This window comes from Psychrobacter sp. C 20.9, from assembly GCF_001921765.1.
In the GTDB taxonomy this organism is placed as follows: Bacteria; Pseudomonadota; Gammaproteobacteria; order Pseudomonadales; family Moraxellaceae; genus Psychrobacter; species Psychrobacter piscatorii_B.
In genome coordinates this window covers 48,206-74,222 of sequence record NZ_MRYC01000014.1, presented here as the reverse complement: position 1 = coordinate 74,222, position 26,017 = coordinate 48,206, and the positions used below count along the sequence as shown (strand labels likewise).

Annotated in this window: 26 protein-coding genes; 10 read left to right on the top strand and 16 right to left on the bottom strand. The window is 45.1% G+C overall.

From position 1 onward, the window contains the following. Positions 1–18 precede the first annotated feature (18 nt). The 4 genes from BTW00_RS10335 to BTW00_RS10320 all read right to left on the bottom strand — a co-directional run bounded on the left by BTW00_RS10335 (position 19) and on the right by BTW00_RS10320 (position 3,251). A complete protein-coding gene (locus tag BTW00_RS10335) occupies positions 19–270 on the bottom strand; it encodes a BolA family protein (RefSeq protein WP_058025509.1) in 252 nt (83 codons plus the stop codon). A gap of 164 nt (positions 271–434) precedes the next feature. Beyond that, on the bottom strand, positions 435–1,427 hold the full coding sequence (locus tag BTW00_RS10330) for an alpha/beta hydrolase (protein ID WP_256714051.1): 993 nt from the start codon (positions 1,425–1,427) through the stop codon (positions 435–437). A 335-nt stretch (positions 1,428–1,762) separates the two neighbouring features. After that, positions 1,763–2,563, bottom strand: coding sequence for a BON domain-containing protein (locus BTW00_RS10325; RefSeq protein WP_075107340.1), 801 nt, complete (start codon positions 2,561–2,563; stop codon positions 1,763–1,765). A gap of 202 nt (positions 2,564–2,765) precedes the next feature. Next, positions 2,766–3,251, bottom strand: a complete 486-nt coding sequence (locus BTW00_RS10320) for a YraN family protein (protein WP_075107339.1) — start codon at positions 3,249–3,251, stop codon at positions 2,766–2,768. Positions 3,252–3,382: 131 nt separating this feature from the next. Between BTW00_RS10320 and rsmI the strand changes: the two genes are divergently transcribed. After that, positions 3,383–4,339 carry a 16S rRNA (cytidine(1402)-2'-O)-methyltransferase gene (gene rsmI, locus BTW00_RS10315; protein WP_075107338.1) on the top strand — a complete coding sequence of 319 codons (957 nt, stop codon included), beginning with the start codon at positions 3,383–3,385 and terminating at the stop codon, positions 4,337–4,339. 54 nt (positions 4,340–4,393) lie between these two features. Then, the gene (locus BTW00_RS10310; RefSeq protein ID WP_071002907.1) at positions 4,394–5,413 is read left to right on the top strand and encodes an adenosine kinase; all 1,020 of its coding nucleotides are present in this window, start codon (positions 4,394–4,396) and stop codon (positions 5,411–5,413) included. A 115-nt stretch (positions 5,414–5,528) separates the two neighbouring features. On the opposite strand, the gene BTW00_RS10305 is transcribed toward BTW00_RS10310, so the two are convergent. Both BTW00_RS10305 and nfuA read right to left on the bottom strand, forming a co-directional pair. Further along, a complete protein-coding gene (locus BTW00_RS10305; protein WP_075107337.1) occupies positions 5,529–6,839 on the bottom strand; it encodes an O-acetylhomoserine aminocarboxypropyltransferase/cysteine synthase family protein in 1,311 nt (436 codons plus the stop codon). Positions 6,840–7,069: 230 nt separating this feature from the next. Beyond that, positions 7,070–7,732: a Fe-S biogenesis protein NfuA gene (nfuA, locus tag BTW00_RS10300; RefSeq protein WP_058025134.1), complete on the bottom strand. Its 663-nt coding sequence runs from the start codon at positions 7,730–7,732 to the stop codon at positions 7,070–7,072. A 488-nt stretch (positions 7,733–8,220) separates the two neighbouring features. Between nfuA and BTW00_RS10295 the strand changes: the two genes are divergently transcribed. From BTW00_RS10295 to BTW00_RS10285, 3 genes are all read left to right on the top strand, one after another. Continuing rightward, the gene (locus tag BTW00_RS10295) at positions 8,221–9,288 is read left to right on the top strand and encodes a bifunctional nicotinamide-nucleotide adenylyltransferase/Nudix hydroxylase (protein WP_075107336.1); all 1,068 of its coding nucleotides are present in this window, start codon (positions 8,221–8,223) and stop codon (positions 9,286–9,288) included. Positions 9,289–9,456: 168 nt separating this feature from the next. Continuing rightward, positions 9,457–10,854: a nicotinate phosphoribosyltransferase gene (locus tag BTW00_RS10290; protein ID WP_075107335.1), complete on the top strand. Its 1,398-nt coding sequence runs from the start codon at positions 9,457–9,459 to the stop codon at positions 10,852–10,854. Next, positions 10,848–11,690: an SGNH/GDSL hydrolase family protein gene (locus BTW00_RS10285; protein ID WP_075107334.1), complete on the top strand. Its 843-nt coding sequence runs from the start codon at positions 10,848–10,850 to the stop codon at positions 11,688–11,690. The genes BTW00_RS10290 and BTW00_RS10285 overlap by 7 nt, the downstream gene beginning before the upstream one ends. A gap of 96 nt (positions 11,691–11,786) precedes the next feature. Here the strand turns inward: BTW00_RS10285 and BTW00_RS10280 are convergent, their stop codons facing one another. Beyond that, positions 11,787–12,065 (bottom strand): type B 50S ribosomal protein L31, encoded by a 279-nt coding sequence (locus tag BTW00_RS10280; protein ID WP_075107333.1) that lies wholly within the window; start codon positions 12,063–12,065, stop codon positions 11,787–11,789. A gap of 492 nt (positions 12,066–12,557) precedes the next feature. On the opposite strand from BTW00_RS10280, the gene BTW00_RS10275 reads away from it, so the two are divergent. Further along, positions 12,558–13,163, top strand: a complete 606-nt coding sequence (locus tag BTW00_RS10275) for a YceI family protein (protein WP_058025129.1) — start codon at positions 12,558–12,560, stop codon at positions 13,161–13,163. A 96-nt stretch (positions 13,164–13,259) separates the two neighbouring features. Here the strand turns inward: BTW00_RS10275 and BTW00_RS10270 are convergent, their stop codons facing one another. Next, positions 13,260–13,694 (bottom strand): hypothetical protein, encoded by a 435-nt coding sequence (locus BTW00_RS10270; RefSeq protein ID WP_058025140.1) that lies wholly within the window; start codon positions 13,692–13,694, stop codon positions 13,260–13,262. 515 nt (positions 13,695–14,209) lie between these two features. Here BTW00_RS10270 and BTW00_RS10265 point away from each other — a divergent pair. Beyond that, on the top strand, positions 14,210–15,838 hold the full coding sequence (locus BTW00_RS10265; RefSeq protein WP_256714050.1) for an FAD-dependent oxidoreductase: 1,629 nt from the start codon (positions 14,210–14,212) through the stop codon (positions 15,836–15,838). Between the two features lie 137 nt (positions 15,839–15,975). On the opposite strand, the gene BTW00_RS10260 is transcribed toward BTW00_RS10265, so the two are convergent. Further along, complete coding sequence (locus BTW00_RS10260) at positions 15,976–16,659, bottom strand: TIGR00730 family Rossman fold protein (RefSeq protein ID WP_075107332.1); 684 nt, start codon at positions 16,657–16,659, stop codon at positions 15,976–15,978. Positions 16,660–16,963: 304 nt separating this feature from the next. Here BTW00_RS10260 and BTW00_RS10255 point away from each other — a divergent pair, with 304 nt between their 5' ends. Then, positions 16,964–17,929, top strand: coding sequence for an alpha/beta fold hydrolase (locus tag BTW00_RS10255; protein WP_083603627.1), 966 nt, complete (start codon positions 16,964–16,966; stop codon positions 17,927–17,929). An 85-nt stretch (positions 17,930–18,014) separates the two neighbouring features. Here the strand turns inward: BTW00_RS10255 and BTW00_RS10250 are convergent, their stop codons facing one another. Further along, entirely contained in the window at positions 18,015–18,743 is a 729-nt protein-coding gene (locus tag BTW00_RS10250) for a putative quorum-sensing-regulated virulence factor (protein ID WP_256714049.1), read from the bottom strand. Positions 18,744–18,939: 196 nt separating this feature from the next. On the opposite strand from BTW00_RS10250, the gene BTW00_RS10245 reads away from it, so the two are divergent. Beyond that, positions 18,940–19,530, top strand: a complete 591-nt coding sequence (locus tag BTW00_RS10245) for a M23 family metallopeptidase (protein ID WP_075107331.1) — start codon at positions 18,940–18,942, stop codon at positions 19,528–19,530. 68 nt (positions 19,531–19,598) lie between these two features. Here BTW00_RS10245 and phoR read toward each other — a convergent pair whose 3' ends face one another. From phoR to dtd, 3 genes are all read right to left on the bottom strand, one after another. Then, positions 19,599–20,714: a phosphate regulon sensor histidine kinase PhoR gene (gene phoR / locus BTW00_RS10240; protein WP_075107330.1), complete on the bottom strand. Its 1,116-nt coding sequence runs from the start codon at positions 20,712–20,714 to the stop codon at positions 19,599–19,601. 92 nt (positions 20,715–20,806) lie between these two features. Continuing rightward, a complete protein-coding gene (phoB, locus tag BTW00_RS10235) occupies positions 20,807–21,511 on the bottom strand; it encodes a phosphate regulon transcriptional regulator PhoB (protein ID WP_058025125.1) in 705 nt (234 codons plus the stop codon). A 112-nt stretch (positions 21,512–21,623) separates the two neighbouring features. Further along, a complete protein-coding gene (dtd, locus tag BTW00_RS10230; RefSeq protein WP_075107329.1) occupies positions 21,624–22,076 on the bottom strand; it encodes a D-aminoacyl-tRNA deacylase in 453 nt (150 codons plus the stop codon). A gap of 129 nt (positions 22,077–22,205) precedes the next feature. Here dtd and asd point away from each other — a divergent pair, with 129 nt between their 5' ends. Further along, a complete protein-coding gene (asd, locus tag BTW00_RS10225; RefSeq protein ID WP_075107328.1) occupies positions 22,206–23,039 on the top strand; it encodes an archaetidylserine decarboxylase in 834 nt (277 codons plus the stop codon). A 91-nt stretch (positions 23,040–23,130) separates the two neighbouring features. Here the strand turns inward: asd and BTW00_RS10220 are convergent, their stop codons facing one another. The 3 genes from BTW00_RS10220 to fadA form a co-directional block, all read right to left on the bottom strand. Further along, positions 23,131–23,760 carry an HD family hydrolase gene (locus BTW00_RS10220; RefSeq protein WP_075107327.1) on the bottom strand — a complete coding sequence of 210 codons (630 nt, stop codon included), beginning with the start codon at positions 23,758–23,760 and terminating at the stop codon, positions 23,131–23,133. Between the two features lie 130 nt (positions 23,761–23,890). Next, on the bottom strand, positions 23,891–24,466 hold the full coding sequence (locus BTW00_RS10215; RefSeq protein WP_075107326.1) for an isochorismatase family protein: 576 nt from the start codon (positions 24,464–24,466) through the stop codon (positions 23,891–23,893). A 285-nt stretch (positions 24,467–24,751) separates the two neighbouring features. Next, positions 24,752–25,924, bottom strand: coding sequence for an acetyl-CoA C-acyltransferase FadA (gene fadA / locus BTW00_RS10210; protein ID WP_058025120.1), 1,173 nt, complete (start codon positions 25,922–25,924; stop codon positions 24,752–24,754). Positions 25,925–26,017: the final 93 nt, after the last annotated feature.

Below are 26,017 nucleotides of genomic sequence, written 5' to 3'. Positions count from 1 at the left end.
AGATAGATAGCTATATAATTAGCCTTTTGATTGAGCGTCCCACTCAGCAGGCGTTAGCGCTTGAATATTGAGGGCATGAATATCGCCACTCGCAATCTTATCATTAACCAGCGCATAAATGGCTTGCTGACGTTGAACGGCGCGTTTGCCTTCAAAGCTTGCATCAACCACGCGCACGTCAAATTTATTGCCTTGATTGGCAGCTTGGATAAAAGCGTCTGGGAAGTGAGTCTGTAAAAATGCGATCAAATCGTCAGCGTTCATGCTCATAAAATAGTCTGCCTTAACGTTTAGAATAGGGTATAGATTTAAAGTGATGACATTATAACAAGAGTTTGCCTATCTTACAGTACTGTCTTGCTCAAGTGTATTTGAGGACTGAAACCGTATCGAAAAATAAGCAGTCAAAAGCCCATGATATGAATAACAACAAGCTATTTGAGCATTGTGTCTAGATACGTCACTACTTGCGCACGCACATTATTGACCCAACGTAGCGGCGGTGCCATTGCTCCAATGATAGTTGCGTGACTCGCGCCTTCGATCTCACCAGTCTGCACCGTTACCCCTGCCTCTTTCAATGCTTGCGTCATTTTGAGTGCATTGGTTGGATGCACCACTTTATCTTTTTCTGCGGTTAATAACAAATATGGTGGCTGTGCCCCTTTGATCTGACGATCAGGCATGACTTGATCAGGTGTGGCATCCGAGGGAAAAGCTGACGCACTATCGAATTTACGAAAGTCATAACTGTAAGGCCCTGCAATACCGATAACCGTCGCAACGTCTGTCGGCTTAATACCATAAGGCGCTAAAAAGTCTTCGTTGGCGACGGCTGCGACTGCATTAAACGCGCCAGCAGAGTGTCCCATGACAGCAACACGTGACGGATCAGAATGCAGGCTGGCCGCATTCTCGATACTCCAAGCAATCGCTTGGGCCGTATCATTGACATAATCAGGGTAGACATGCTCGGGCACCTTACGATAATTAATCACTGCGGTGACATAGCCTGCCTGCGCTAAGCTTTGACCGACAAAAGCATACTGCTCTTTATTGCCGCTCTCCCAAGAACCGCCATGCACGAATACCACCATAGGGTAGTCATTATTGATAGCGCTTTGGGCTTTCATTGCCTGTGCCAAGGGCTTTGGATAGTAAATATCTAAATCTTGCAAAGGCTCATCACCGTATAAGATATCTTTACTTACCCCTACACCGCCACTAGAAGTAATGCCATTGACAAAGCCTAGCGGTGATAATGCCTGTGCACTTTGCGTCGCAAATGCAATACCACCTAATGCTAGAACTGCCGCCCCTGTGAATCTCAGCGTGCGTACTTTTTTACCAGTGTAAGAGCCGATGCTATTCATAGCATCTCTATTAATATCTTCACTCTGTTGTATACGGTTTTTTGAAACCTTCATTGCCAGTATCCTATTATATTTATTAATCAATAATGAGTAGCGTTATAGCAGCTATACTGTTTCGTTAATTGGTCAACGATATACTTTCACTTGAAAATATAAGTGACCAATATGCTGCTTCTGCTACTTTTCACTATTGATATAGTACTCACTGGCTGAGGATTTCTCGTGCTCTTACTGTTATATCTATTTAGGCTTATTGTGATTAATATCAAAAAAAGCTACTAGCATCCTATGATGTGACGGGTATCACATATAGCTAAGTAGCTATTATACAAGCTCTTATTTATCGTCAATCATTGCTTGGTAGACTCAGCTTGGCAAACTCAGTAGTTTTACTGATTTTGATAAAGATCGATATATGGGCTTGATGATGGTTGCGTCGTAGTAGCCTCTTCTTCCGTTATTACTATCGGCGTTGCGGTACTGACAGCAGTATCTTGGACAGCTGGTGCGACCGCCGGATTGGCTAGGTTATTCTCGTACATAATATCATCATCGTTTATCTTTACACCTCTATCATCGACAACTGTCGTCAGCAGTACCAGCTCGGTCACCCCAACAGTGCTGTTCGCAACATCAATTAAGTTACTTTGTTGGGTGGGTGTCATGCGGCCCATAATATAGACCACGCCATTGTTGGTGACTGCTTTGATTTGTGAGGTTTTGACGCCATCACTGGCGGCTATTTTTGCCAGTAGTTTTGAGGTGATATAACCATCATGAACCGTTGAGCTATAGCCTTTTGAAGCACTTACTTCCATCTCGTTGTAGACACGGCGTACATCTGGCATGGAGCTAACGACCTTTTCTACTTCTGCTTTGAGCGCTTCAGACGGTACTTCCCCTGTGAGCAGCACTTCGCTATTGAAGCTATCGATACCCATACGGCTGGTCTGCTGCAAGTCTTCTTTTAGCCCATACACGTTGATTTTGGCAGTATGCTCGATACTACGATCTAGTAGACGCTGCGGAATGGTGCGCTCAGTCATTGGCACACCGTAAGTTCCTTCTGTACTGTTGGTCAGATAGTTGGTGGCACAGCCTGTACTGACCACACAAGCAGCAAGCATAATGCCCGTCGTAATACAGCGTGATGAACCAAAAATAGCAGTGCGCAAATGCATCCGTGTCATTGTTTACCTCTTAGAGCATGGTGGTGACGGTGTTATAAATTCAATGAATTGAGTCAATTTTTATCTAGCAGTGATAAGACAAATTTTGTTAACAGCTACTTTACTTAATTTTGGCCAGCAGCGGTTAGGTTTTTGGTAACGAGTATTGCGCGCTAGATTCAGTCAGCCGCGCGAGTCATCCAGTATTGACGTTATATATTTACTACCATGCACTGGCTACAAAGGCACCTTTAAGCCATTCCGGCTCATCGCTCAACGGATTCTCTTTTGAGCTGAGCTTACCCGCCGTATTATAAGCAATGACATCAAAGCGGCAGTCATAATGAGCGTACTCAGGATGCTGCTGCAAAAAACATTGCGCCGCTTTAATCACTTTACGCTGCTTGCTTGTCGTCACGCTGAGTGCTGCATCGCCATAGACTGACCGCTTGCGTTGACGAACTTCGATAAATACTAGCGTTGACCATGCGGGTCCTGCTTCCATCATAATCAGATCTAGCTCGCCTATTTTTGGCTGTTGCCAGTTTTGCGCCACCAACCGTAACCCTTGTGCTTGTAAATACTCACACGCCTGCTGTTCAAACAGGCTGCCTTGGCGTTGTTTCGGTGAGGTTAAGATCAAGGGTTTGTGATTCGCCATAAGGTTAATTCGTCTGCTTAACATTTGAGAATTATCATAGCACAACATGCTAAACTAGCCACTTCTGCGCGTTATGCTCTCAAAATCTATCGATTTATTCACTCACTATTTGACTGAAAAATCATAGATAACGACTGGATATAATGGCGCACTATTATTGTTAATAACCCGAGGTTTTCATGTCTACCCCTACTGCGATGCCAGCTTGTCTCTATATCGTTGCCACGCCGATTGGCAACTTGACCGACATGACGCCACACGCGATTGCTGTTTTAAAGCAGGTCGCGATCATTGCCTGTGAAGATACTCGCACTTCAGGTAAGCTGTTGTCGCACTTTGGTATTGATACTAAAGGAAGTAAAACGGATGAGGCCAAAAGCTCAGAGACCCATCATGCCACAAGTAGTGTAGAAGATGATGAGGCCACAACGAAGCAAAAAGGTCATAACAAGCTATGGGCTTATCACGAACACAATAGCGCTATTCAAACGCCTAAAATCATTGAAATGATTGAGCAAGGTCATTCGGTTGCCTTGATTAGTGACGCTGGTACGCCACTGGTCAGTGACCCAGGTTATCAATTGGTACAGGCTGCACATGAAGCTGGCGTGACCGTATCTCCTATCGTTGGGGCTTCTGCTGCTATTGGCGCATTGTCAGTGGCAGGGTTGCCATCAGATCGATTTAGCTTTATTGGGTTTTTACCAGCCAAAACTCACGGCCGTCAAAAACAACTGAACGATTTGATCGCACGTACCGAAACTCTGATATTTTATGAAGCGCCGCATCGCATAGTATCTAGCCTGGAAGATATGGCGACGATATTTGGTGCAGGCCGTGCAGTGACTTTTTGTCGTGAATTGACCAAAACATTTGAAACCGTACATAAAAGCACCCTTGGCGAGCTGGTCGAGTTTGTCAAAGCAGATGACAATCAGCAACGCGGTGAGATCGTCGTGGTCGTCGCTGGCGCCGGTGTGGCAAAGGATACTGACGACATCAGTACTCATGATAAATTGCTACAGCGTTTGCTAGAGGATCTATCGGTCAAAAAAGCAGCCGCGCTGGCCTCTGATATCACTGGTGTAAAAAAGAATGCACTTTATCAGCGTCTACTAGAGCTGCAAGCTGACTAGTTTTTAACAATAAAAAAGATAACTGTTTATAAATTAATTGAAGAGAGGTAAGCAATGTACGATGTAATGGCGATAGGTAATGCGTTGGTTGATCACGAGTATGTGCTGTCAGATGCGGCACTAGAAGAGACCGAGCTGACCAAAGGTAATATGACACTAGCAGAGTTTGAGGAGCAGCAGCAACTACTGGCTTACTTTAAGTTGGCTGAGATTGAGCCATCAAAACAAGCCGGCGGTGGCTCAGCAGCCAATACAATGTTTACCTTTGCTAGCCTCGGCGGCAAGCCGTTTTATGCTTGCCGCGTCGGTGATGACGATCAAGGGGCGTTTTACCTCAGAGACTTGCACGAAGCAGGCGTCGCAACCTCAGACAAATCTATCCATGAAGGCGGCGTGACCGGCTCCTGTGTGGTGGCTGTCACCGAAGATGGCGAGCGTACCATGCAGACCTATCTTGGCACCTCAAGCGAAATCGCAGCTGACAATGTTGATTTCGATGCGTTGACGCAAGCAGACTGGCTATATTTAGAAGGCTATTTGGCCATGTCTGAAAGCATACAACCAGCAATGACGCAACTGCGCCAACAAGCCGGTATTCATAATGCAAAAATTGCCGTGAGTTTTGCGGATCCTGCTGTAGTGAAATTTGCCAAAGACGGCCTGCTTAACATGCTCGGCAATAAAGTCGCCGTGATATTCTGTAATAGCGAAGAAGCCAAGCTATTCACCGATAAAAAACAAGTTAAAGCCGCTGCCCGTGCCCTGCTTGAGCATTGCCAAACAGCGGTCGTCACTGATGGTGCCAACGGTGCGGTCATTGCCCACAAACCTGATGACGAATCGGAGATTGAAGTTTACGACGTGGCAACGCCAGCAGTAACGAGTGTCATCGATACCAACGGCGCAGGTGATAACTACGCGGGTGCCTTCTTGTATGCGCTATCGCAGCATTATAGCTTGCCAGAGTGTGGACGTCTTGCCAGCGAAATATCGTCACAAGTCATCCAGCAGTTTGGACCACGTCTTGCCTCGCAGGATTACCGAGATATCGCTCAGCGTGTCCTATCTGCTTAAATGCTGAATATGTATATTTAACGCAAATAAAAAGCCCATATCAAGTCGATATGGGCTTTTTTGTTTATAGATTATAATCACTCAAATAATTTTCCTAAATGAGCACGCTTTTATATTAAGCAGTAGCTAATGCTTGCGCAAGATCGGCTTTGATGTCTTCAATATGCTCGATACCAATAGACAAACGTACCATATCTTCACTGACGCCAGCTTGCTCAAGCTCCTGCCCATTTAACTGGCGATGCGTCGTCGAGGCAGGATGACAGGCCAATGACTTGGCATCACCGATATTCACCAAGCGCGTAATCAGCTGTAGCGCATCGATAAAGCGCGACCCTGCCTCCAAACCGCCTTTTACGCCAAAGGTCAAAATAGCAGAAGGCGTGCCTTTCATGTACTTTTGGGCAAGCTCATGCTCAGGATGGTCAGACAGGCCTGCATATTTTACCCAAGCGACCTTGTCATGGTCACGTAAGTATTCTGCAACCGCTTGTGCGTTCTGTACATGACGCTCCATCCGTAGACTCAGCGTCTGCATCCCTTGCAAGATACTAAACGCATTAAGCGGACTAAGCGCCGCGCCCGTATTGCGTAGCGGTGCGACACGAGCACGCGCGATAAAGGCAGGCGCGCCTACGTCTTTGACAAAATTCACCCCATGATAACTGGCATCTGGCGTGTTCAGTAATGGGAAACGCTCAGGATAATCGCCCCACGCAAACGTACCACTATCGATAATCGCACCACCAATCGACGTCCCCGTACCGCTCATATACTTAGTCAATGAATGCACCACAATGTCCGCACCAAACTCAAACGGACGGCATAGCGCAGGCGTGGCAACGGTATTGTCAATCACGACAGGCACACCGTACTCGTGAGCAATATCACTGAGCGCCTGAATATCTACGATATTACCTAGTGGGTTACCGATACTCTCGGCAAAGACCATTTTAGTCTTATCATCGATTAAAACACGAATGGCTTCTGGGTTTTTGTGGTCAAAAAAGCGCACCTCGATACCTTGACGCGGCAATGCATGCGCAAACAAATTGTAAGTACCGCCATATAGCGTCGATACGGCGACGATATTGTCACCTGCTTCACAAATGGTCTGGATCGCATAAGTGATAGCAGCCATACCAGAGGCGACCGCAAGCGCACCGATACCACCTTCAAGCGCAGCAACGCGCTCTTCTAGCACCGCATTGGTCGGGTTCATAATACGCGTATAGATATTGCCCGCGACCTTTAGATCAAACAGATCAGCACCATGCTGAGTGTTATCAAACGCATAGGAGCTGGTATGGTAGATAGGTACGGCGACGGATTTGGTGGTCGGCTCCACGCTATAGCCAGCATGAATCGCCAAGGTCTCAAGACGCTGGTTGTTCTTTAATTCTTGGGCTGCTTGTTCATCACTCATCGTACATTCCTTTGTATGGATCAAATGTATTGATCAAAAATTACTGATTCAAGAGTTGGCGTTTAAAAACTATCTCAAAAAGCTGTCTGCTAAATCATAGCAATAAAAAAAGCTGAGTTCATCATAACTCAGCTTCTTTATTAAAAGAATAGCAAAATACTAATTGTTTAATGACAAACATGCATAAGCGTTTTTATAACCGCTATGCTGCTTTTATTGGTTTTTTGCATTTATTTATAATAAGCATTTTCTGTGCGCGTATGGTCGGTATCATCAACCACTTGCGTCAGTTCTGGTATTTGCTGCTTAAGCTGTACTTCAACGCCTTGACGCAGTGTCATATCAACAGCTGAACAGCCTTGGCAACCACCGCCAAATTTCAAGACGGCGGTCAGGCCAATACCTTCTTCTTCAATCAATTCAAGCAACTGTACATCGCCACCATGTGCTGCCAAGCCAGGGTTAATCTCTGACTGCAAGACATAGTTAATACGCTCTTCGACGCTCGCGTCAGCACCTACTTTGGGTACTTTAGAGTTTGGCGCGCGGAAGGTCAGCTGACCACCAAAACGATCTTTATTGTAATCGATAACCGCATCTTCTAGATAAGGCACCGAGGCCGCTTCGATAAAGGCTGAAAAATCATCATAGGTTAAACACAAATCAGCGCTGTCTTCTTCGCCTGGTTGGTTGTAAGCCATGCAGCACTCTGCGCGCGGCGTGCCTGGATGCTCAACGAAGATACGCACACCGATACCATCAGTATCTTGCTTGGCTAACAAGTCTGCCAAATAGCCTTGAGCAGACTCAGTGATGGTGATATTGCTTTTTGCTTCAACTTGCTCAGTATCTAATGCTGACTCATAGTCAGCGGCTTGATTTTGCTCACTCATAATGTTTCCTATGCATTGTGACACAAGCGCAATATCTATTATGGCGACCGTGTCGTGAATTTGAATTTTTCAAAATTTTTATGGCTTATATCAGTTTGCAAGCCATCAGTGCTTGAGGTTTATTATTGTAATGCACTGGCAGCAATAGTCATAAAATTTAATCCGTCTATAATGGCCATTATACCTGAATCAAGGAGTAATTCCGACCGCGCTACTGTGAATTGAACCGTGACCGCTGCAAATGGTTGTCATTGGTTTTTTCAATGGCACTACAAGTCAGTAGATTAGGCATTGTTTATATAATGACTGATAAGCTACCCTCTATATAAAGACAGCTGCATTATTTATCAAGCAGACTAAATACAAATAATGCCTACTAAGGATACACCCCTAAACATCTTTCCACTTGTCAGAAAGTCACAGGCTGTGTCAGTATTAGCGTCATTAATTTTTTATCAATAAAAATAAGTTGTAGGAAATTGGCGTCTATGAGTGAATTATCAGAGCAAGCTTCAGATAAGAAAAACCCCGATCAGAAAAACAGCACACACTACCGCTATTTGGTTTTTATCGGGCGTTTCCAGCCATTTCATTGTGGGCACAAGGCAGTCATTGACGAAGCGCTCAAACGCTCTGATGAAGTGATTATGCTGATTGGTTCGGCCAATCTACCACGCAGCTTACGTAATCCGTTTAGCGTCGCTGAACGTGCTGCGATGATCAAGGGCGCTTACTCAGCAGAAGACGCCGCTCGTATCCATTGCGTCGGTCTAGACGATGCACTATACAACGATACGCGCTGGCTACAATACGTCCAAGCAGGTGTAAAATCAGTCACGGGTGATTTGCAAACAGATATTGGCTTGATTGGTCACTCAAAAGACAGCTCATCATATTACTTATCACTGTTCCCTAACTGGGCATCGGTCTCAGTGCCTAATTATCATAATCTATCAGCCACGCCTATTCGCGACAGCTATCTGATGGGCGCTACGCCAACGCCTGAGCGCACGCCTGAGTCAACGCGCAGCGTCCTCGATGCATTCAAAAAAACGGACGACTATCATCAACTGCATGAAGAAGCGGACTTTATTGATAAATACAAAAGACAGTGGCAATCTGCCCCCTATCCACCAACCTTCATGACGGCTGATGCGTTGATTGTACAGTCGGGGCACATCTTACTAGTCGAGCGACGTAGTATGCCGGGACGCGGATTGTGGGCATTACCGGGTGGTTTTTTAAACCCAAAAGAGACGCTATTTGATGCGTGTATTCGCGAGCTGCGTGAAGAGACACGCCTGAAAGTGCCTGAGCCCGTATTGCGCGGTTCTTGCCACAGTCAGCATACCTTTGATGACCCGTATCGTTCAGCACGCGGACGCACCATTACCCAAGCCTTTTACTTCCAGCTAAAAAACGACCCAAAAGGGTTGCCAAAAGTAAAAGGCGGTGATGATGCGACCAAAGCATTTTGGCTACCATTGGCAGAGCTTGATGCCAAAATGATGTTTGAGGATCATTATGCGATTATTACCAAAATGGTTGGGTTGTAGTTTTTCGTTATTAAACGGATGATCAGGTCATGGTCAAATCAACCCTCACTGATATCTACACAATGTATTTTTTAACTTTTTATACCAGTGCCGATAGACGGCAATGGTTAACCGCCGCCACTGTTCTTTCAAAGCAGCTGCGGCAGCTCAAAGCAGAGGAGTTCTGTGATGTACACCAGTAATTTAAATAATTTAATCTTAAATAGTGACAGCTATAAAACCTCACATTGGGTGCAATATCCAAGTGGTAGTGAGTATCTGTCCAGCTACATTGAAGCGCGCAAAGGCGACTATGATGTGGTGTTCTTTGGTCTGCAGGCCTTTATCAAAGAGTACCTAAGCACCCCTATCACGCATCAAGATATCGACGAAGCCGAAAAAGTGGTTAAAGCGCATGGCTTAACCTTTAATCGTGCGGGCTGGGAGCACTTGATTGAAAAACACAACGGCTATTTGCCACTGCGTATTCAAGCCGTTCCTGAGGGCAGCATCGCTCCGGCATCAAATGTAGTCTGCCAAGTCATCAACACTGATCCTGAGTTTTATTGGCTACCAAGTTATATCGAAACAGCGCTATTACGCGCGATTTGGTATCCGTCAACGGTCGCTAGTGTCTCTCGCTATTGCAAAGAGATTATCCGTCAAGCGCTAGAAAAGTCAGCGGACAATACAGAGTCGCTACCTTTTCGCTTACATGACTTTGGCGCGCGCGGTGCGTCGAGTCAGGAAACGGTTGCCCTTGGCAGCTTGGCGCATTTGGTCAACTTTGCTGGTACCGATTCAATGACAGCACTTATTGCGGCCAGTCGCTGGTATCAGATGGGTGATGACATGCCTGCCTTCTCTATCCCAGCGGCGGAGCACAGCACAATGACGGCTTGGGGACGTGATGATGAGAAAGCGGCTTTTCACAATATGATTGAGCAGTTCGGCGGCGAAGATAAAGCTTTTTCAGTTGTGTCTGACAGTTACGACCTATGGAATGCGATCGATAATATCTGGGGCGACGCCTTAAAAGATGAGGTCGAAAATATGGGTGGCACTTTGGTCATTCGACCAGACAGTGGCGAGCCGACTAAAGTCGTCCGTGAAGCGCTAGAGCGTTTGGCGGTGAAGTTTGGTACAACTGTCAATAGCAAAGGCTACAAAGTGCTGCCTAATTATGTGCGCATCATCCAAGGCGATGGCATCAGCGCACAAAGCTTAAGCAAAATTATTGACGTGATAATCAAAGCAGGCTTTAGCATAGAAAACGTGACATTTGGTATGGGCGGTGGTTTATTGCAACAAGTCAACCGTGACACCATGAGCTGGGCGATGAAATCGAGCGCTATCTGTATCGATGGCACATGGAAAGATATTTATAAAGACCCTATCACCAGCCGCTCAAAACGATCGAAAAAAGGACGATTGGCACTGGTACAAGATGGCAATGGCCAGATCAAAACCATAAAAGAGCAAGCATTGGGTAGGCCATCAGACAACCTATTACGCGATGTCTATGTTGATGGTCAATTATTGATTGAGGACAGTCTCACGATTATTAGGGAACGTGCAGGATGGTAGATACTAATAAACTAACATCTATCGCAAAAGATGTATTATTTGCGCCTGTTTATCTTTATCAGGGTCGTAAAATCAAGCGTGAAACCGTTCGTTTGCCGGAGCCAAACGGCGAAAGACATGGTATGGTTGAGCTATCAAAAGCAGATGATGGACTGTCATCTAAAAGCCAAGAGACGTTCAATTTGATGGTCGTGGGCGACTCAGCAGCAGCAGGTGTTGGCAGTCAGACTCAGCAAGAGGCACTGGTTGGTAAGCTGATTCCGATATTGGAACAGAATGCCGTTATTCGATCGAACTTTGCACAGCTCAATTGGTCATTACAAGCGACGACTGGTCATACTAGCTTTGATATTTTGCGCAGATTATATGTCCTCCCTACTCCTGACCAACCTATCGATGTGATGCTGCTGAGCGTTGGGGTCAACGATACGACGTCCAATGTCTCTGTGCATCAATGGCAGCAGCAAATTGAAGATACCATTGATATTGCGCAGCGTAAATTTGGCGTACGCGAGTTGATTTTTTTGAGCTTACCACCGATGGCGCAGATGCCTGCCATCCCCTCTCCGCTCAACAACTTCGTTGGGGCAAAGGCCTCAATACTTGATGAGATATTGCAAAAAGTCTGCGCTGCTCATGACGGTGTCAACTATATGGCAACTGACTTTGCACGCATGATATCAGAGCATGGCAATGGTCAGCCTATTGATATTGCCGTGATGTTCGCCAGTGATGGCTTTCATCCGAGTAGCCTAATGTACGGTTATTGGGCACAGCAGATCGTAGAGAACATGACCCAACTGTTAGACTCACCCACCGCTCAGACAGATTGCTAAAAACACGCAAGTATTGATCTATCGACACAAAAAAACCGCTGAATCATCAGCGGTTTTTTATTACTTAGCAAAACACATTTACACCATAGGTATAAATTATTCAGCAGCGTCAGCAGCTTTCTTGCTACGGCCACCAAATGCACCAAAGCGTTTGTTGAAGCTTGCAACACGGCCTTCAGTAGAGGTTTTACGTTGCTCACCAGTATAGAATGGATGCGACGCACTTGAGATATCAAGTGGGTAGTATGGGTATTCTTTACCTTCGTATTCACGAGTCGCTTTAGTCTTAGCCGTTGAACGAGTCAAAAAGAACACGTCAGCATTGGTGTCATGGAACAAAACTTCTTGGTAATCAGGATGGATATCTTTACGCATAATAAACTCTCTAGGTCCGATGTATGTATGGCAATTTGCGTCAACATCATGAGCGGTGTCTCAAGCAAACGAAAACATACGTAACTGAGGCACTAAGGACATTATAAGTATGGCAACTGCGTCACTGGCTTATTCCAGCACAAAGCACCACTCTTCTGCTCACTTAGCCTTTCCCCAGCGGGAAAATTAAACCGCGATTTTAACGGTTTTTGTCACCCAACGCAAGCCGCAGTTGTGATATAGATATGTGATAAGTTGTCACCAATACACAAATAGTGTTGAGATGTACGAGTTAACCCAGTACAATACTTTGGTTAGTTTAATTAATCAATTATATAGATATCTGTAGTTAAGCTAACGAGCTTTAGCTTTTCTTTGCCATTTATCTATCGAACATTTATGCGATATGGCTAGTCAGTTTTCTACAAAAAATATCGCACTCTTTGTTCATCGGTAAGCACAACTTCCCTAACACTAAATAAGGACTATTCAATGATAGACACTACCATCAAAACCACTACTAAGGCACTATTAATCAGCTCAGCACTTGCTATCACGACTATGGCAAGCGCTGCTCTACCAACTCAGTGGCAACTAGATAATTCACATACTCGTGTCGGTTTCTCTGTTGAGCATATGGGATTTTCTACGGTTATGGGGCACTTTAGTGATGTCGACGGCACTGTACAGTTCGATCTAAAAAACCCAAATCAAACTCAATTTAACTTTGTTGTAGATACAGACAGTATTGATACTGGTTGGGAAGCCCGTGACAAGCATCTGAAAACCGACGAGTTTTTCAATGTTGAGAAGTACCCTACCATGAGCTTTAAATCCACTCAGGTTAACTTTATCAATCCACAACAAGCAAAAGTCACTGGCGACTTTACTTTACTTGGTCAAACCAAACCATTAACACTTAACCTAACGCTAAAGAAAATCGATAACAGTCCTTTGACCAAAGAACCTGTGGTTGGCTTCCGTGCAACAGGTAACATCGATCGTACAGCGTATGGCATGGATGCATACTCGCAAGGCGTTACCACCAATGTGCCTATTCAGATAGATGGTGAGTTGGTAGAGAAAAAGTCAAAATAGACGTCATTCGCTATTAATCGCTTTTACTAGCAACAACAAAAAAGCAGCCTCCATAATAGGGCTGCTTTTTTTGTCCAACAATAGCGTTATAAGATACTATTTGGTTGGGATAACATGCCAAACGTCAAATTTGTCATCACCATCTTTATCGCCCATTTTTGTATCATTAGCATAGAAGTATAATGGTTTACCATTCATCGCCCATTGATACTTACCATCTTCACGCTTGAACGCCGCAAACTGACCAGAAGGTTTTGCATTGCTTGGTGCTTGGAAGATTGGCCAAACAACCTGACAGGCGGCGCCGCAGTCTGACTTATTCATCGAATCTTTGTCATACGTATAAAGCGTCATGTGATTCGTTGCATCTACCAATACGCCATTTTTGCTAGCGATAGGGGCCGTATTGTTATTGGTTGCTTGGACTTCGTGCGTGCCTGACATGTCATTTCCAACAACACTTTTTAGCGTCGTACAACCGGTCAGTGCTAATACGCCAGTTAGTGCAGATAACATCATGATATTTTTCATAGCAACTTCCTTGTCATTTTGATAATTGTAATAATAAATTTTATGAGCCGTTTTTATTTTTTGATGTGAAAGCGATAAAAACAAAGCTTTGATCTCATTTGAGCGAAATAAATATAACATACAGTTTTTGGCGATAATGGCCGTCAATATACAAACTTACAAAAGTGGCTGAATCTTACAAAATGCTTAAACACAGACCTTTTTGGCTACAGAAAGCTGACCTTATCCCCATTCTCCAGATGTTGCACTCGACCTCGCCTATTAGAAACTGCCCAAGGCCACCTCACCTCGTTGACAAAACTCATGCATCTACTTACGTATTTGTCATCATATCGTCTGTAGTTCTTCGTAAAATGAACTTATAGAAATGAAGTATTACTACACAATGGAAAATCCCTCTGTTGTGGCTTATAAATAAATATTGAACTTAGCGGCCTTCGCACGCATATCAATAGTTACAAGACATTTAACGATTACACCGAGCATGGCCTGATGCAAATGCTACTAAGGATATAATGACGACAATGACTCAGTCTTCTAATAAAAATCACGCTCATTCTGTCAAACAAGATGATTCTTCTAAGGTGCTGTCTTATGGAGATTATCAAAACTTGCCCGCCAAACGTCCTACTAAACGCGTCGGTATTTTGGGCGGCGGTACTGCAGGCTCGACGATTGCTATTCGCCTTGCCGCATTAGGACTTGAGACTTACTTGTTTGAGAAGAAAAAATCACTCATTGATGGTCCACCAATGTGTCACTTGCATGCTGGCGGCAACTTGTACCGCGAGATACCTGATGAAGATTGCGTGGCACTCCTCAAGCAATGTATTGATATATTACGTCTCTATCCTTATACCATCGATGTTCGTCCTACTGTATTTGCGGTACCGACACGCGATGAAGGACTGCCTGAAGACTTACTACCGCGTTTGGATATTTTGACAGCGGCGTATCAAGATCTGATTGAGCAAGATGCCAACAATAAAGTACTTGGCGAACCTGAAAATTACTATCAGCTCTATAGTCATGAGCAGTTGCTTGAGTTGTCTGAGCGTGAGCAAGTTGAAGTACCAAGTACGGTTGATGAGTGGATGATACCAGTGGCCAAATACTTAGACTTAAATAAAGTAAAATTCCCACTGATTGTCGTACAAGAGTACGGCTGGAATATCTTTCGCTTGGCGGCTTCTGCGCAGTTGGCGCTTGAAGAATATGACCACGCCCATGTCTTTACTGACACCACAGTACAAAAAGTAGTCCCTGTGGATTGTGAAAACTGCGCCAATGCCGATCACCATGTTACCAAATGGCGCATTGACTATCAGCAAGCAAACGACTCTCAAGCTGAATCTATCGAAGTCGATTATTTGGTCAATGCTTGCGGTTTTCGCACTGGTGTCATCGATGACATGGTCGGTGTTGAAGTCACGCGCATGGTCGAGTTTAAATCCTCTTATGTCACCCATTGGGGCGATGCAGGTGGACAGATTCCAGAGATTATCGTCTACGGTCAACGAGGTACGCCCGAAGGCATGGCACAGTTAACCCCCTATCCGGGTGGGTATTTTCAGATACATGGCATGAGTAAAGCCATTACTTTATTTGATGATGGTCTGGTCGCATCTAGCTCAGACAGCGCTCAGCCTAAACTACCACAGCAATACGTACACTATATCGAGGATGGCTGGGACAAAGCGCCGCTACAAGCGCGTAGCCAGCAGGCGATTGAATATGTGGCTGAGTTTGTACCGACATTCAATAGTGCACGCACTGTTGGCAATGCGCTATATGGTGGGCAGCAAATTCCTGGAGAAGATGATACGTTGCGAGTGGCTGACGTAAGCTTGTATTCTAATATACGTTACGCTCGTGCAGAAAATGTCAAAGCATCTTCAACCTTGATCGCTGCTGATCAGATAGTGAATGAGCTGACGACGCTCGGATTGATACAGAACGATACGCCAATGAATCGTAGCCGCTACGCACACGAATGGTCGTACTTGACACATAACGATGGTCTGGCTGTTGATAAGGTTGCACGTGTACTCGCTGAGCAGCGTGGATTTCCAATAGCAATGGCAGATGTCAATCATAGTATTCGTGAAGCAGCACTGGATGATCTCTCACCCGCTGGTGTATAGCAAGTATTAGTCATTTCTAGCGTTTACGGTTAACTTTATGAATATAAAACTGACTATAAAAAAGGAGCGGACAACCAATAATCGGTTATCTGCTCCTTTTTTACGTGATTGCTTTTAATTGCTCGATTTTATAAAGCTTAGCTGTTGCTACCAGCCATTTTTTCTGTATCCACATGATCATTGATGGTCACGACGGTCTGTAGCATCTCGATTGCCTCGTTGATGGTATTGCACACCACCAAACGATCTAAATCTTGCTGCTTCATAAACCCTTGCTCGGTGGTATATTTTAGATGCTCAATCATACGGTCATAAAAACCATTGATATTGAGAATAATCATTGGCTTTTCATGTTGATACAGCTGACGCCATGTGGCGATTTCCATAATTTCTTCTAGTGTGCCCAGTCCGCCCGGCAAGGTAATAAAGGCATCAGCATACTCTGCCATAACGGTCTTACGCGTGTGCATGGTATCGGTCAAATGCAAGCGAGTCAGCTGCTCATGAGCGATTTCGTGCTTGAGCATAAAGGTTGGAATGACGCCTACCGCCTCAGCACCGCCTTTGATGACCTCATCTGCGACCGCGCCCATGAGACCAATGCTAGCACCGCCATATACCAGTCCCATACCGTTATCTGCCAACGCACTGCCAAGCTCGCGTGCTGCCTGCTCATACACATCATTGTTGCCCAATCGTGAACCGCAATATACGGCCACTAGCGGCATCGTTAGTGTTGATTTATCCACGGCTTTTTCTATATTGGTGATGTCTTTGCTCGTGATTACATCATAAGTATCATCGTTGATTTTCATTTGCATATAGTTTCCTTAATTTATCGATCATTTTTTATTGAGTGTTTGTTATTAGTAAAGGTCAAATACCACACGTTTCATTTATAGTGTTATGCACGCCATTTATAGAATGAGTTCAACCAAGTCATACAAAACTTGAAAGTCATATTTGAGTACCTGTCTCGCTAGTATTTATCTTAACATAAGCAATGCTACCACATAGTCACAACGATTTATCACTACGCAACAACTACATTTTAAAGATGGGAATTGATGACTCATCGCAGTTTAATAATCACTATCTACTCATAAAAAACATGAAGGTATCACGATGGATAATCACAACGCTGTTTCTGCCGCAGAGTATGCAGAAAGTATTATTAACAATCCTTTGATTAGTCCTAATATTGCTGATGGCGCAACCAATATCGACACGTACTCGTTGAGCATCATGACCGATCGCAATCAGGCATTGGCAGCCACTGTCTATCGCCCTAAAGAGGGAACGACAACAGCGATTATGATCGCGCCCGCCACCGGTATCAAACGCCATTTTTACCATAGTTTTGCCCTATATTTAGCAGAGAGCGGCTTTGGCGTACTGACTTTTGATAATGAAGGGATTGGTGAGTCGCTTTCGACCAATCTGGCAAAGTGTGATGCTTCGCTCATAAGTTGGGGGCGACACGATATGCCTGCCGTGCTTGATGCGCTGCAAGATGAGTTTCCCGAGGCGTCTTATCACCTTATCGGTCATAGTGCAGGTGGGCAGCTTATCGGTTTGATACCAAACTATCAGGCGATTACGTCCGTATTCAATGTCGCGTGCTCTTCAGGCCGTATCAAAAACATGGGCATGCCTTATAAGCTCAAAGCCATGGGATTTATGGATGCGTTTATCCCTTTCACCAATTTAACACTAGGCTATACGCCTTCAGACAAGATTGGCATGGGCGAGCCACTACCGCGCGGCGTGGCTCGTCAATGGCGTGAATGGTGTAATGGCGCAGGCTATATCAAGACTGCTTTTGGTAAAAGTATACACACCCATTTTTACGATGCACTCAGCATGCCAGCATTGTGGCTTGGCTTTAGCGATGATGATATTGCCAATAGCGAAAACATGGATGACATGATACGCGTATTTACCAACATGGCCGTCGAAAAGCGGTTTTTAAATCCTGAAGATTTCGGATTAAATCATATCGGTCACATGCGCTACTTTAGCAGTAAAACCAATGCTAAAGCGCCAGAGCTGTGGCAAATGGCAGTAGATTGGTTTAGTAAAGGTGAATAGCGTTGTTCATCCATCAGTATAAGAGGCCGTCGCGACTGATATCATTTATTTGTATCAATACACAAAGTCGGTAAATGCACTTTTATTACTTAGCATTGTTTGTTTTTTCTGCTTCTATCCGCTTCTTTAGGGCAGAATACAGTGACGGCTGCATATTATGAATATTGCTTATCATCCATTTAACATAGCTGATAGGCACCTCTTTGATTGGCTTACCTTTATGCTTGCCAAATGGCATCTTGCTCACAGGCGTCGCTTTATTTGAGATAGCATGTGCCGCTGCAAAATCGGTCGGCGCAATCTCTAAACGCTCGCAGCAGGCTTGATAAAGTAGATAACACATCCGTGCATCCCCTAGCGCATCATGAGCGGCAATCGTCATCGTGCTCGCCTCGCCCTTACCCAATAATTGCTCGATACACTTAGACTGACCATAAGCGCGCCACTCTGGAAAGGCAGCACGCGCGAGGCTCACAGTACAAATCAGCTTAGCAGAAGGGCTGCCAATCACTCGCCAATCAAAGCGTACATTATGACCAATCAAATACTCTGGCAGCTCAAACTGATCCAACTCAAAACGCTCAAGACCAGCCACGTCAGCATCAGTAATACCATGCACCTTGATGACGGCAGGGGATATAGAGCGGCCGCTATTGAAGTACTTCATCCATTCAAATCCAGTTGCCACGTTGATCGTCGCCACTTGAATGGGTCTCGGATCACGGCCTTGATCGGTTTCAGTATCGATGACAAGCGCTGTTTCAGTCATAGTAGCCGTATCTGTCATGTCAGCGGTGTTCAAAGCATCATTCATAAAAAATTAACCATCCATAGCACCATCATCGCTCAACCGAAGCGTTAAGTAGATAAAGTTATATTTGCTGTGCTTGTATTTAACCCCACCTGTATTTATGGGGATAAAAGCCATAGATAACAATGCTATACATACCTTAGCAGATAGGGCTTTTATAATATTAGCTCATATAATATAAAACAGATAAGAGACATCAATGCTAGCAGATGGAAAAAGCCAACCACCGAAGCCTTCTTTTGTCAGTCGTGTACTCGGCGTACTGATTAAGGCGGTTGTATTGCTAGGGTTTTTATTTGTCTTTGATAAGCTGCTACCCAGCATTAGCGAGCAGACCCAATCATTTGTGGTCGCCAAGTGGCAACAGCTGAGTCTATTACAGCAAAAGCTGCCTACAGAAAACAGTCTCCCCAGTCCACTGCCAGAGAAAAACCTGACGGACACTTGGGGTGCGGCACGCAGTCAAGGGCGCTCACATGAAGGCATCGATATCTTTGCAGAACGTGGCACGCCGATACAGTCAACCACGCAGGGAATTGTGAGTAAGGTTGGTGAGAATAACTTGGGTGGGCGCGTGGTCGTCGTGGTAGGGCCTGGCGGTGCTGGTCATTATTACGCGCATCTAGAAGACTATGCCGATATTGCGCCCAATGATTGGGTCAATCAGGGCGATATTATCGGCTATGTGGGTGATAGCGGTAACGCAAAAGGGACACCGCCACATGTACATTACGGTATTTATATCAATGGCAGTGCCGTCAACCCTTACCCGCTTTTGCAAAAAGACTAGGTATAATAAATTAGGCATGCTAAATAAATCCGCATGACGAGTCTAAACAATATGGAACAAGGCCTTTACTAATTTGTCGCAGCCGATCTCACATACGCGGCTGGAAATACCACGCTAAATGTCGACCCCTCTCCCTCTATTGAGTCAATCTGCAACTGCGCCTCGTGCTGATGCAAAACGTGCTTCACGATAGCCAGCCCTAATCCTGTACCGCCTGTGGCACGACTACGCCCTTTATCAATACGATAAAAGCGCTCCGTCAAACGCGCAATATGCTCTGGTGCGATACCAAGTCCATCGTCCTCAACGGCAAATCGGCACCCATCCGATGTCTGCGTCCAGCTGATGGTAATATTACCGCCTTTTGGTGTATATTTAATCGCATTGATGACTAGGTTGGACAAGGCGCTAATCAAGTACACCTCCGACCCATATAACCCATCATAAGTATCTATGTGCAAATGAATGGTGTGCTTGTACGCTTGGTTATATGCCTGTGCATCATCATAGATATTGGTGAGGAGTTTGGTCATATCGACATCATTAAACTCATGCGTCTCTTCGATTTCAATCTTGGAGAGCAGTAATAAGTCATTTACGATTCGATTCATACGGGCTGTTTGCTGGGTCATCAGCTCAAAACCGCGACGCCACTGTGGCGGCATATCTGGCTGGTCAGAGAAGTTCTCCAAATAGCCCATCATTACTGTCAGCGGTGTGCGTAGCTCATGAGAGACATTCGCCACGAAGTCTTGGCGCATTTGCTCCAAATGCTGTACGCGGGTCACATCATAAATAAACAATAGCTTCTCGTCACCAAAAGGCGTGAGCTCAAATTTTAGATAACGACTGGGATCGCGCCACGATTCTATATGGACACCATCATTCGGCAGGGTGGTGTTTTGATAGTACTGGCGAAACTCGGGCACAATGATAAAGTCAAACACACTTTGGCCTTTGTCAGCTGGCTGCAGTGACAAGAGATCCTGCGCCGCCTGATTCCACCACTCTAACCCATCATCTTCATTCAGTAAGATGACCGCATCTCGCAATGCTCGCAGCGCACTTCTGATTTTCTCGAGTTGCTCCGCTGCATTTTGGCTAGCGATTTGTGCTGGCGCATCTTGCTGGTCATTATTATAGTTATGGTCTTTTTTCTTTTTTGCTGGCGCTATCTTGTTCATTTCTTATCCTTACCACTATCCGCTATTTTATTTATTGTTATGGTGGCATTATTCATACAAGATCAAGTTATCAAAAATCAACTTTTATAAGATTAGCTTGGCTCAATAAGACTAGAGAACCGATAGCCTGTACCGCGCACCGTTTGTATCAATGTATCACAATCATAAGGGCGCAATAGTTTACGTAGACGCTTGATATGTACATCAATGGTTCGATCTTCGATATAAACGTTACCGCCCCAAACCTGATCGAGCAGCTGCGTTCTTGTGTAAGCGCGCTCTGGGTGACTCATAAAAAATGCTAATAAGCGATATTCTGTTGGGCCGACCTCGATGACTTTTCCTGCGGCTGTCACGCGCTGGCTTTTGGTATCGAGACTCAGCTGACCAATTTCGATAGGCTTGTCGCTACTCATCGCGCTACTACGGCGCAAGACCGCTTTGATTCTGGAAATCAGCTCGCGCGTCGAAAAAGGCTTGGTCATGTAATCATCTGCACCTGCATCGAGGCCGTGAACCTTGCTGTCTTCTTCGCTTTTGGCCGTTAGCATAATGACGGGTATCTCAGAGAGCATCTCATCGCTTTTGAGCATACGACAAAAATCAACACCGCTCTTGTCTCCGGGCAACATCCAATCTAATAATATTAATGACGGTCTATGATCGACCACTTGCTGATGCGCTTCTGATACGTCAGCCGCTTGTAGGCTATCAAACCCAGCCATTTCTAGCGTCATCACAACCATTTCACGAATCGCAGGTTCATCTTCAACAATCAAAATTTTCTCATTATACATAGGACATTCTCGGTGTTAGCGGACAAAATCTGGCATATAAAAAGGCGATAAATACACACCAGTCTCTATCTATTAAACGGATTAATTATGACAGCCTGATGACACTCTGGTGTCAGATCTCCAATAGAAAATTAAGTGGTCCATCATTGACGCTTTCAACTTGCATATCAGCGCCAAACTGACCAGTGGCTACATTTGAATACTGGGTTTTGGCATAGTCGATGAGTTGCTCGAACAGCGCTTGTGCCGCATCAGGTGCCATCGCGCCACCAAAGTCAGGGCGGCGACCTTTATCCGTTTTTGCCATCAGCGTAAATTGTGACACTAATAACAATCCGCCGCCGACTTGCTGGACGTTTTTATCCAGTTTACCAAATTTGGCAGGGTCGTCGTCATTTTCAAAAATACGATAGGTCAATATTTTGTCAATCATTCGCTTGGCGGCGGCGAAATCATCATCATGACCCAACCCAATATAGGCCAATATCCCATGATCAATTTTGCCAACACAATGCTCATCGATAGTGACGCTGGCACGGCTCACTCGTTGTATCAGTGCTTTCATTTACGACCTTCTTTATTTATAAATGGCTTACAGTTTATGGTCAGACAATAATACGCTGTCCATGATAAAATATGGCCATTAACTTGCCTATGCAATAATGACATCACATCCTATTTTGGTAGCCTTATTATGAATGTATTTACCACCTTACAACAGCTGGTACCGCAGCAAAAGCTCAGTAAAGTCGCTGGACGTTTGGCCGCCAGTCGTCATCCTTATGTCAAACGCACCTTTATCCGTGGTTTTGCCAAAGCTTATAATATCAGCCTAGATGAGTATGAGCGCCAGAGCCTCAACGCTTACGAGAGTTTTAATGACTTTTTTACCCGTGAGCTAAAAGAAGATGCTCGCACCATCGATACCACCGCAAACGGCATCGTTAGTCCTGCTGACGGTATCATCTCTCAGCTTGGGCAAATTAAAGATCATAAAATGCTACAAGCCAAAGGTCGTCACTATGACGTTGGCCAATTGCTGGCTGATAGCGAAGATGGCCGTTATTTTGCCGATGGTAGTTTTGCGACAATCTACCTAGCCCCTAGCAATTACCACCGTGTTCATATGCCGTTTGCCGGTACGCTGACCAAGACTCGCTATGTTCCTGGTACGCTGTTTTCGGTCAACAATACCACGGCAGCTAATGTGCCGGACTTGTTTGCACGTAATGAGCGTTTGGTCTGCATGTTTGATACCAAGTATGGCAAAGCGGCCGTTGTCATGGTAGGCGCTATGATTGTCGCTGGTATCGAAACCGTCGCCACTGGCAAAATTACCCGCACGGATGATATACAAGAAGCGGATCACGATATGCAGTTTGCGGCAGGCGAAGAGCTTGGTCGTTTTTATTTAGGATCAACGGCTATCGTAGTGTTGCCAAAAGCAGCAAAAGCCGACTGGCAAGAGACCATGAAAGCCAATAGTTTTGTAAAAATGGGTCAATTACTGGGTGTCACGAAACCGTAATTTATCTCTAATATAATAAAAAATAAAAGCCCAATGAAGCATAGATCGCAATGCTCAACTGGGCTTTTCTATGCCTAGCGTTTTTATAGATTTACGCGTCGATCAACCATCCTTGCTGGGTCGCATAGTCAATATTGTGTGATAGCCATTTATGAATAGGAGCAAAGCTGTCTTGAATAAACGCATGTGCACCTGCGACTTGACTACGTGTCACTCCAAGCTCACGCCACGTTTTGCCTTCAGTATTGAGATTGAGTAAAAATGGCAGTAAGCGATCGACCACTTTGAGTAGCGCAGTCTCTTTGCTACTACCCGTTTCTTGCTCCTCCCAAACCTCACTCAAAGCCTCGATGCCGTTACCACGCTCTGCTTGCAATCGGGCGATGCCAACGCGTTCCTCAATATGTGCCTCGCTACGACTATTTGCAAACAAGAATGTATCACCAGCGTCGATCTCACCCAAATCATGTACCAGTGCCATCTTTAGCAATTGTTCATGATTGACATCCAGCTCAAACAACTCAGCGATCGACCAGCATGCCATTGCTAAGTGCCAAGAATGTTCGGCAGAGTTTTCTCTGCGATCGGTCTCAGTCACGTAACTACGGCGATTCACGCGTTTGAGCGCATCTAGCTCTAGTAAGAAATGAGTGACATCCTCTATGTCGATAGTTGTAGCAGATTTTTGATCGGTCAATGACGTCAGTGTGTTTGAGGACATATTTCTCTCTGATTTTTTGATAATTTTACACACTACGGTGTGGCTAACAACAAAATAGCGCTGATGTTATCAAGCGCTATCTCTTATAAGTCATTGGGTCAAATGACTGAGCACCCTATTATATAACCATCTACTTAATCAAATTTAGAATGGTTTTGAAGGCAGGGTCTTCACTGCTACGGCACAACTCAAACAAAATGGTTTCTACTGTCGAGATTATCCCACCTGCACGGCGAATACGGCGAATGGCTTGTTTTTTATCGTATGGAAAACGCGAGCCAACGGCATCGCCAATAATGACCGGTTGCATACCATTATCTAGCAAATCAAGCGCGGTCTGTAGCACACAGACGTGTGCCTCAACTCCGATAAGCAATACGGTACTACGGTTTTGCTGCGCTAAATGATGCCATGTGTCATTGTTATCGCAGGCACTAAATGTGACTTTTTCAAAGCTCTTTGCATTGTCGCCCTCCAGCACATCACGAAGCTCTGGCAAGCTATCGCCCAATCCTTTTTTATACTGCTCGTTGAGCATGATGGGGATACCAAGCGCTTGCAGTCCTTTGATTATGGTCACTGTTTTTTTGACGATATTTTCGTGATCATAAATGTACGGCGTGAGGCGTTCTTGTACATCGATAATCATCGCTTGGGTGTTTTCACGAGCAATTCGGTAAGTACGATCAGCAATCATCGTAGACATAATACACTCCTTGTACGGCTGATATTTATTATTAAAAGCTATTTTAAAACGACCATCATCAGAATTTTCATTAATAATAGTCTTAGCTCAGCTCACCCTTATTTAGTCACAGTTTCTTGAATGCGTCAATGGAGATAATTTTCATACGTACCTGTGTGCTCTTTACTACGCCAAGCATTAACTCGCTCATTATATTCACAAAAAACCCCCAGCCATCACGGCTAGGGGTCATTATTAGAATATTTTTAATCAACAAATGTTACAAACTGGTTGCCGATTTTAAAATTAAACCCGCTCAATAATAGTGGCGATACCTTGACCCAGACCGATACACATCGTCGCGAGACCGATCTCGGTATCTGACTGCTCCATTGCATTGAGCAATGTCACTGTGATACGAGCACCTGAACATCCTAGTGGATGACCTAGAGCAATCGCGCCACCGTTGATGTTAACGATATCTTGCTTATCAGATAAATTTAGACCTTTTAATACCGATAGACCTTGAGCAGCAAAGGCTTCGTTTAGCTCGATGGTTTGCATGTCACCGATACTCATGCCAGCACGTTTCAGTGCTTTGTTGGTAGCAGGTACAGGACCATAGCCCATGATGGCTGCGTCACAACCAGCAACGGCCATACTACGGATACGGGCGCGCGGCTTGAGACCTAGATCTTTCGCTTTTTGAGCACTCATGACCAGCATCGCTGATGCACCGTCAGATAGTGCAGATGACGTTGCCGCTGTGACGGTACCGCCTTTTGGATCAAACGCTGGACGTAGTTTTTGCATTTGCTCCATGGTTGCATCTGGACGGATGACTTCATCCACGGTACATAGTTGCAAGCGACCATCAGCATCATGACCTTCGATACCGATGATTTCATTGTCAAAACGACCTTCGGTGGTCGCAGCCCATGCACGGCGATGTGACTCAAGACCAAAAGCATCTTGCTCTTCACGCGTAATGCCATTCATACGGCCTAGCATCTCAGCGGTCAAGCCCATCATATTTGAGGCTTTTGCATAGTGCTTAGAAGCGGCAGGGTTTAGATCAATACCATGCATCATGCCGACGTGACCCATGTGCTCAACGCCGCCAATGATAAACACATCACCTTGGTTGGTCATGATTTGTGCAGCTGCGGTATGTAGTGCCTGCATAGATGAGCCGCACAGACGGTTAACCGTTTGTCCACCAGCAGTCTTTGGAATACCTGCCAATAGGCCAATGTTACGACCGATGTTCATGCCTTGCTCTAAGGTCTGGTTGACACAGCCCCAGATAATATCTTCGATGTCATTGGTATCGAAGTCGTTACGTTCTACTAGCGCGCGTACCAGTTCAGCGGATATGGTATCCGCACGTACATGACGGAACATACCGTTTTTGGTTTTACCCATTGCCGAGCGCACGCCATCTACGATGACCACATCTTTTGGACTTAAAGTTGTCATACTATCTTCCTTTTCAATTTTTATTGTCAGTGTAGGTGGTTCACGCCAGCGTTATGATGGGATTCTCTTTCGCAAAGCATTGTGTGTTATACG

What these genes read in the sequence shown, in the direction of transcription:
- BTW00_RS10255 (WP_083603627.1), top strand. Translation starts at nt 16,964, where the DNA reads ATGGATAATCACAACGCTGTTTCTGCCGCAGAGTATGCAGAAAGTATT.
- BTW00_RS10280 (WP_075107333.1), bottom strand. Translation starts at nt 12,065, where the DNA reads ATGCGTAAAGATATCCATCCTGATTACCAAGAAGTTTTGTTCCATGAC.
- BTW00_RS10245 (WP_075107331.1), top strand. Translation starts at nt 18,940, where the DNA reads ATGCTAGCAGATGGAAAAAGCCAACCACCGAAGCCTTCTTTTGTCAGT.
- BTW00_RS10270 (WP_058025140.1), bottom strand. Translation starts at nt 13,694, where the DNA reads ATGAAAAATATCATGATGTTATCTGCACTAACTGGCGTATTAGCACTG.
- BTW00_RS10320 (WP_075107339.1), bottom strand. Translation starts at nt 3,251, where the DNA reads ATGTTGTGCTATGATAATTCTCAAATGTTAAGCAGACGAATTAACCTT.
- BTW00_RS10250 (WP_256714049.1), bottom strand. Translation starts at nt 18,743, where the DNA reads ATGAATGATGCTTTGAACACCGCTGACATGACAGATACGGCTACTATG.
- BTW00_RS10305 (WP_075107337.1), bottom strand. Translation starts at nt 6,839, where the DNA reads ATGAGTGATGAACAAGCAGCCCAAGAATTAAAGAACAACCAGCGTCTT.
- BTW00_RS10325 (WP_075107340.1), bottom strand. Translation starts at nt 2,563, where the DNA reads ATGACACGGATGCATTTGCGCACTGCTATTTTTGGTTCATCACGCTGT.
- BTW00_RS10285 (WP_075107334.1), top strand. Translation starts at nt 10,848, where the DNA reads ATGGTAGATACTAATAAACTAACATCTATCGCAAAAGATGTATTATTT.
- BTW00_RS10330 (WP_256714051.1), bottom strand. Translation starts at nt 1,427, where the DNA reads ATGAAGGTTTCAAAAAACCGTATACAACAGAGTGAAGATATTAATAGA.
- BTW00_RS10310 (WP_071002907.1), top strand. Translation starts at nt 4,394, where the DNA reads ATGTACGATGTAATGGCGATAGGTAATGCGTTGGTTGATCACGAGTAT.
- fadA (WP_058025120.1), bottom strand. Translation starts at nt 25,924, where the DNA reads ATGACAACTTTAAGTCCAAAAGATGTGGTCATCGTAGATGGCGTGCGC.
- nfuA (WP_058025134.1), bottom strand. Translation starts at nt 7,732, where the DNA reads ATGAGTGAGCAAAATCAAGCCGCTGACTATGAGTCAGCATTAGATACT.
- phoR (WP_075107330.1), bottom strand. Translation starts at nt 20,714, where the DNA reads ATGAACAAGATAGCGCCAGCAAAAAAGAAAAAAGACCATAACTATAAT.
- BTW00_RS10215 (WP_075107326.1), bottom strand. Translation starts at nt 24,466, where the DNA reads ATGTCTACGATGATTGCTGATCGTACTTACCGAATTGCTCGTGAAAAC.
- dtd (WP_075107329.1), bottom strand. Translation starts at nt 22,076, where the DNA reads ATGAAAGCACTGATACAACGAGTGAGCCGTGCCAGCGTCACTATCGAT.
- phoB (WP_058025125.1), bottom strand. Translation starts at nt 21,511, where the DNA reads ATGTATAATGAGAAAATTTTGATTGTTGAAGATGAACCTGCGATTCGT.
- rsmI (WP_075107338.1), top strand. Translation starts at nt 3,383, where the DNA reads ATGTCTACCCCTACTGCGATGCCAGCTTGTCTCTATATCGTTGCCACG.
- BTW00_RS10265 (WP_256714050.1), top strand. Translation starts at nt 14,210, where the DNA reads ATGACGACAATGACTCAGTCTTCTAATAAAAATCACGCTCATTCTGTC.
- BTW00_RS10295 (WP_075107336.1), top strand. Translation starts at nt 8,221, where the DNA reads ATGAGTGAATTATCAGAGCAAGCTTCAGATAAGAAAAACCCCGATCAG.
- BTW00_RS10335 (WP_058025509.1), bottom strand. Translation starts at nt 270, where the DNA reads ATGAGCATGAACGCTGACGATTTGATCGCATTTTTACAGACTCACTTC.
- asd (WP_075107328.1), top strand. Translation starts at nt 22,206, where the DNA reads ATGAATGTATTTACCACCTTACAACAGCTGGTACCGCAGCAAAAGCTC.
- BTW00_RS10275 (WP_058025129.1), top strand. Translation starts at nt 12,558, where the DNA reads ATGATAGACACTACCATCAAAACCACTACTAAGGCACTATTAATCAGC.
- BTW00_RS10220 (WP_075107327.1), bottom strand. Translation starts at nt 23,760, where the DNA reads ATGTCCTCAAACACACTGACGTCATTGACCGATCAAAAATCTGCTACA.
- BTW00_RS10260 (WP_075107332.1), bottom strand. Translation starts at nt 16,659, where the DNA reads ATGCAAATGAAAATCAACGATGATACTTATGATGTAATCACGAGCAAA.
- BTW00_RS10290 (WP_075107335.1), top strand. Translation starts at nt 9,457, where the DNA reads ATGTACACCAGTAATTTAAATAATTTAATCTTAAATAGTGACAGCTAT.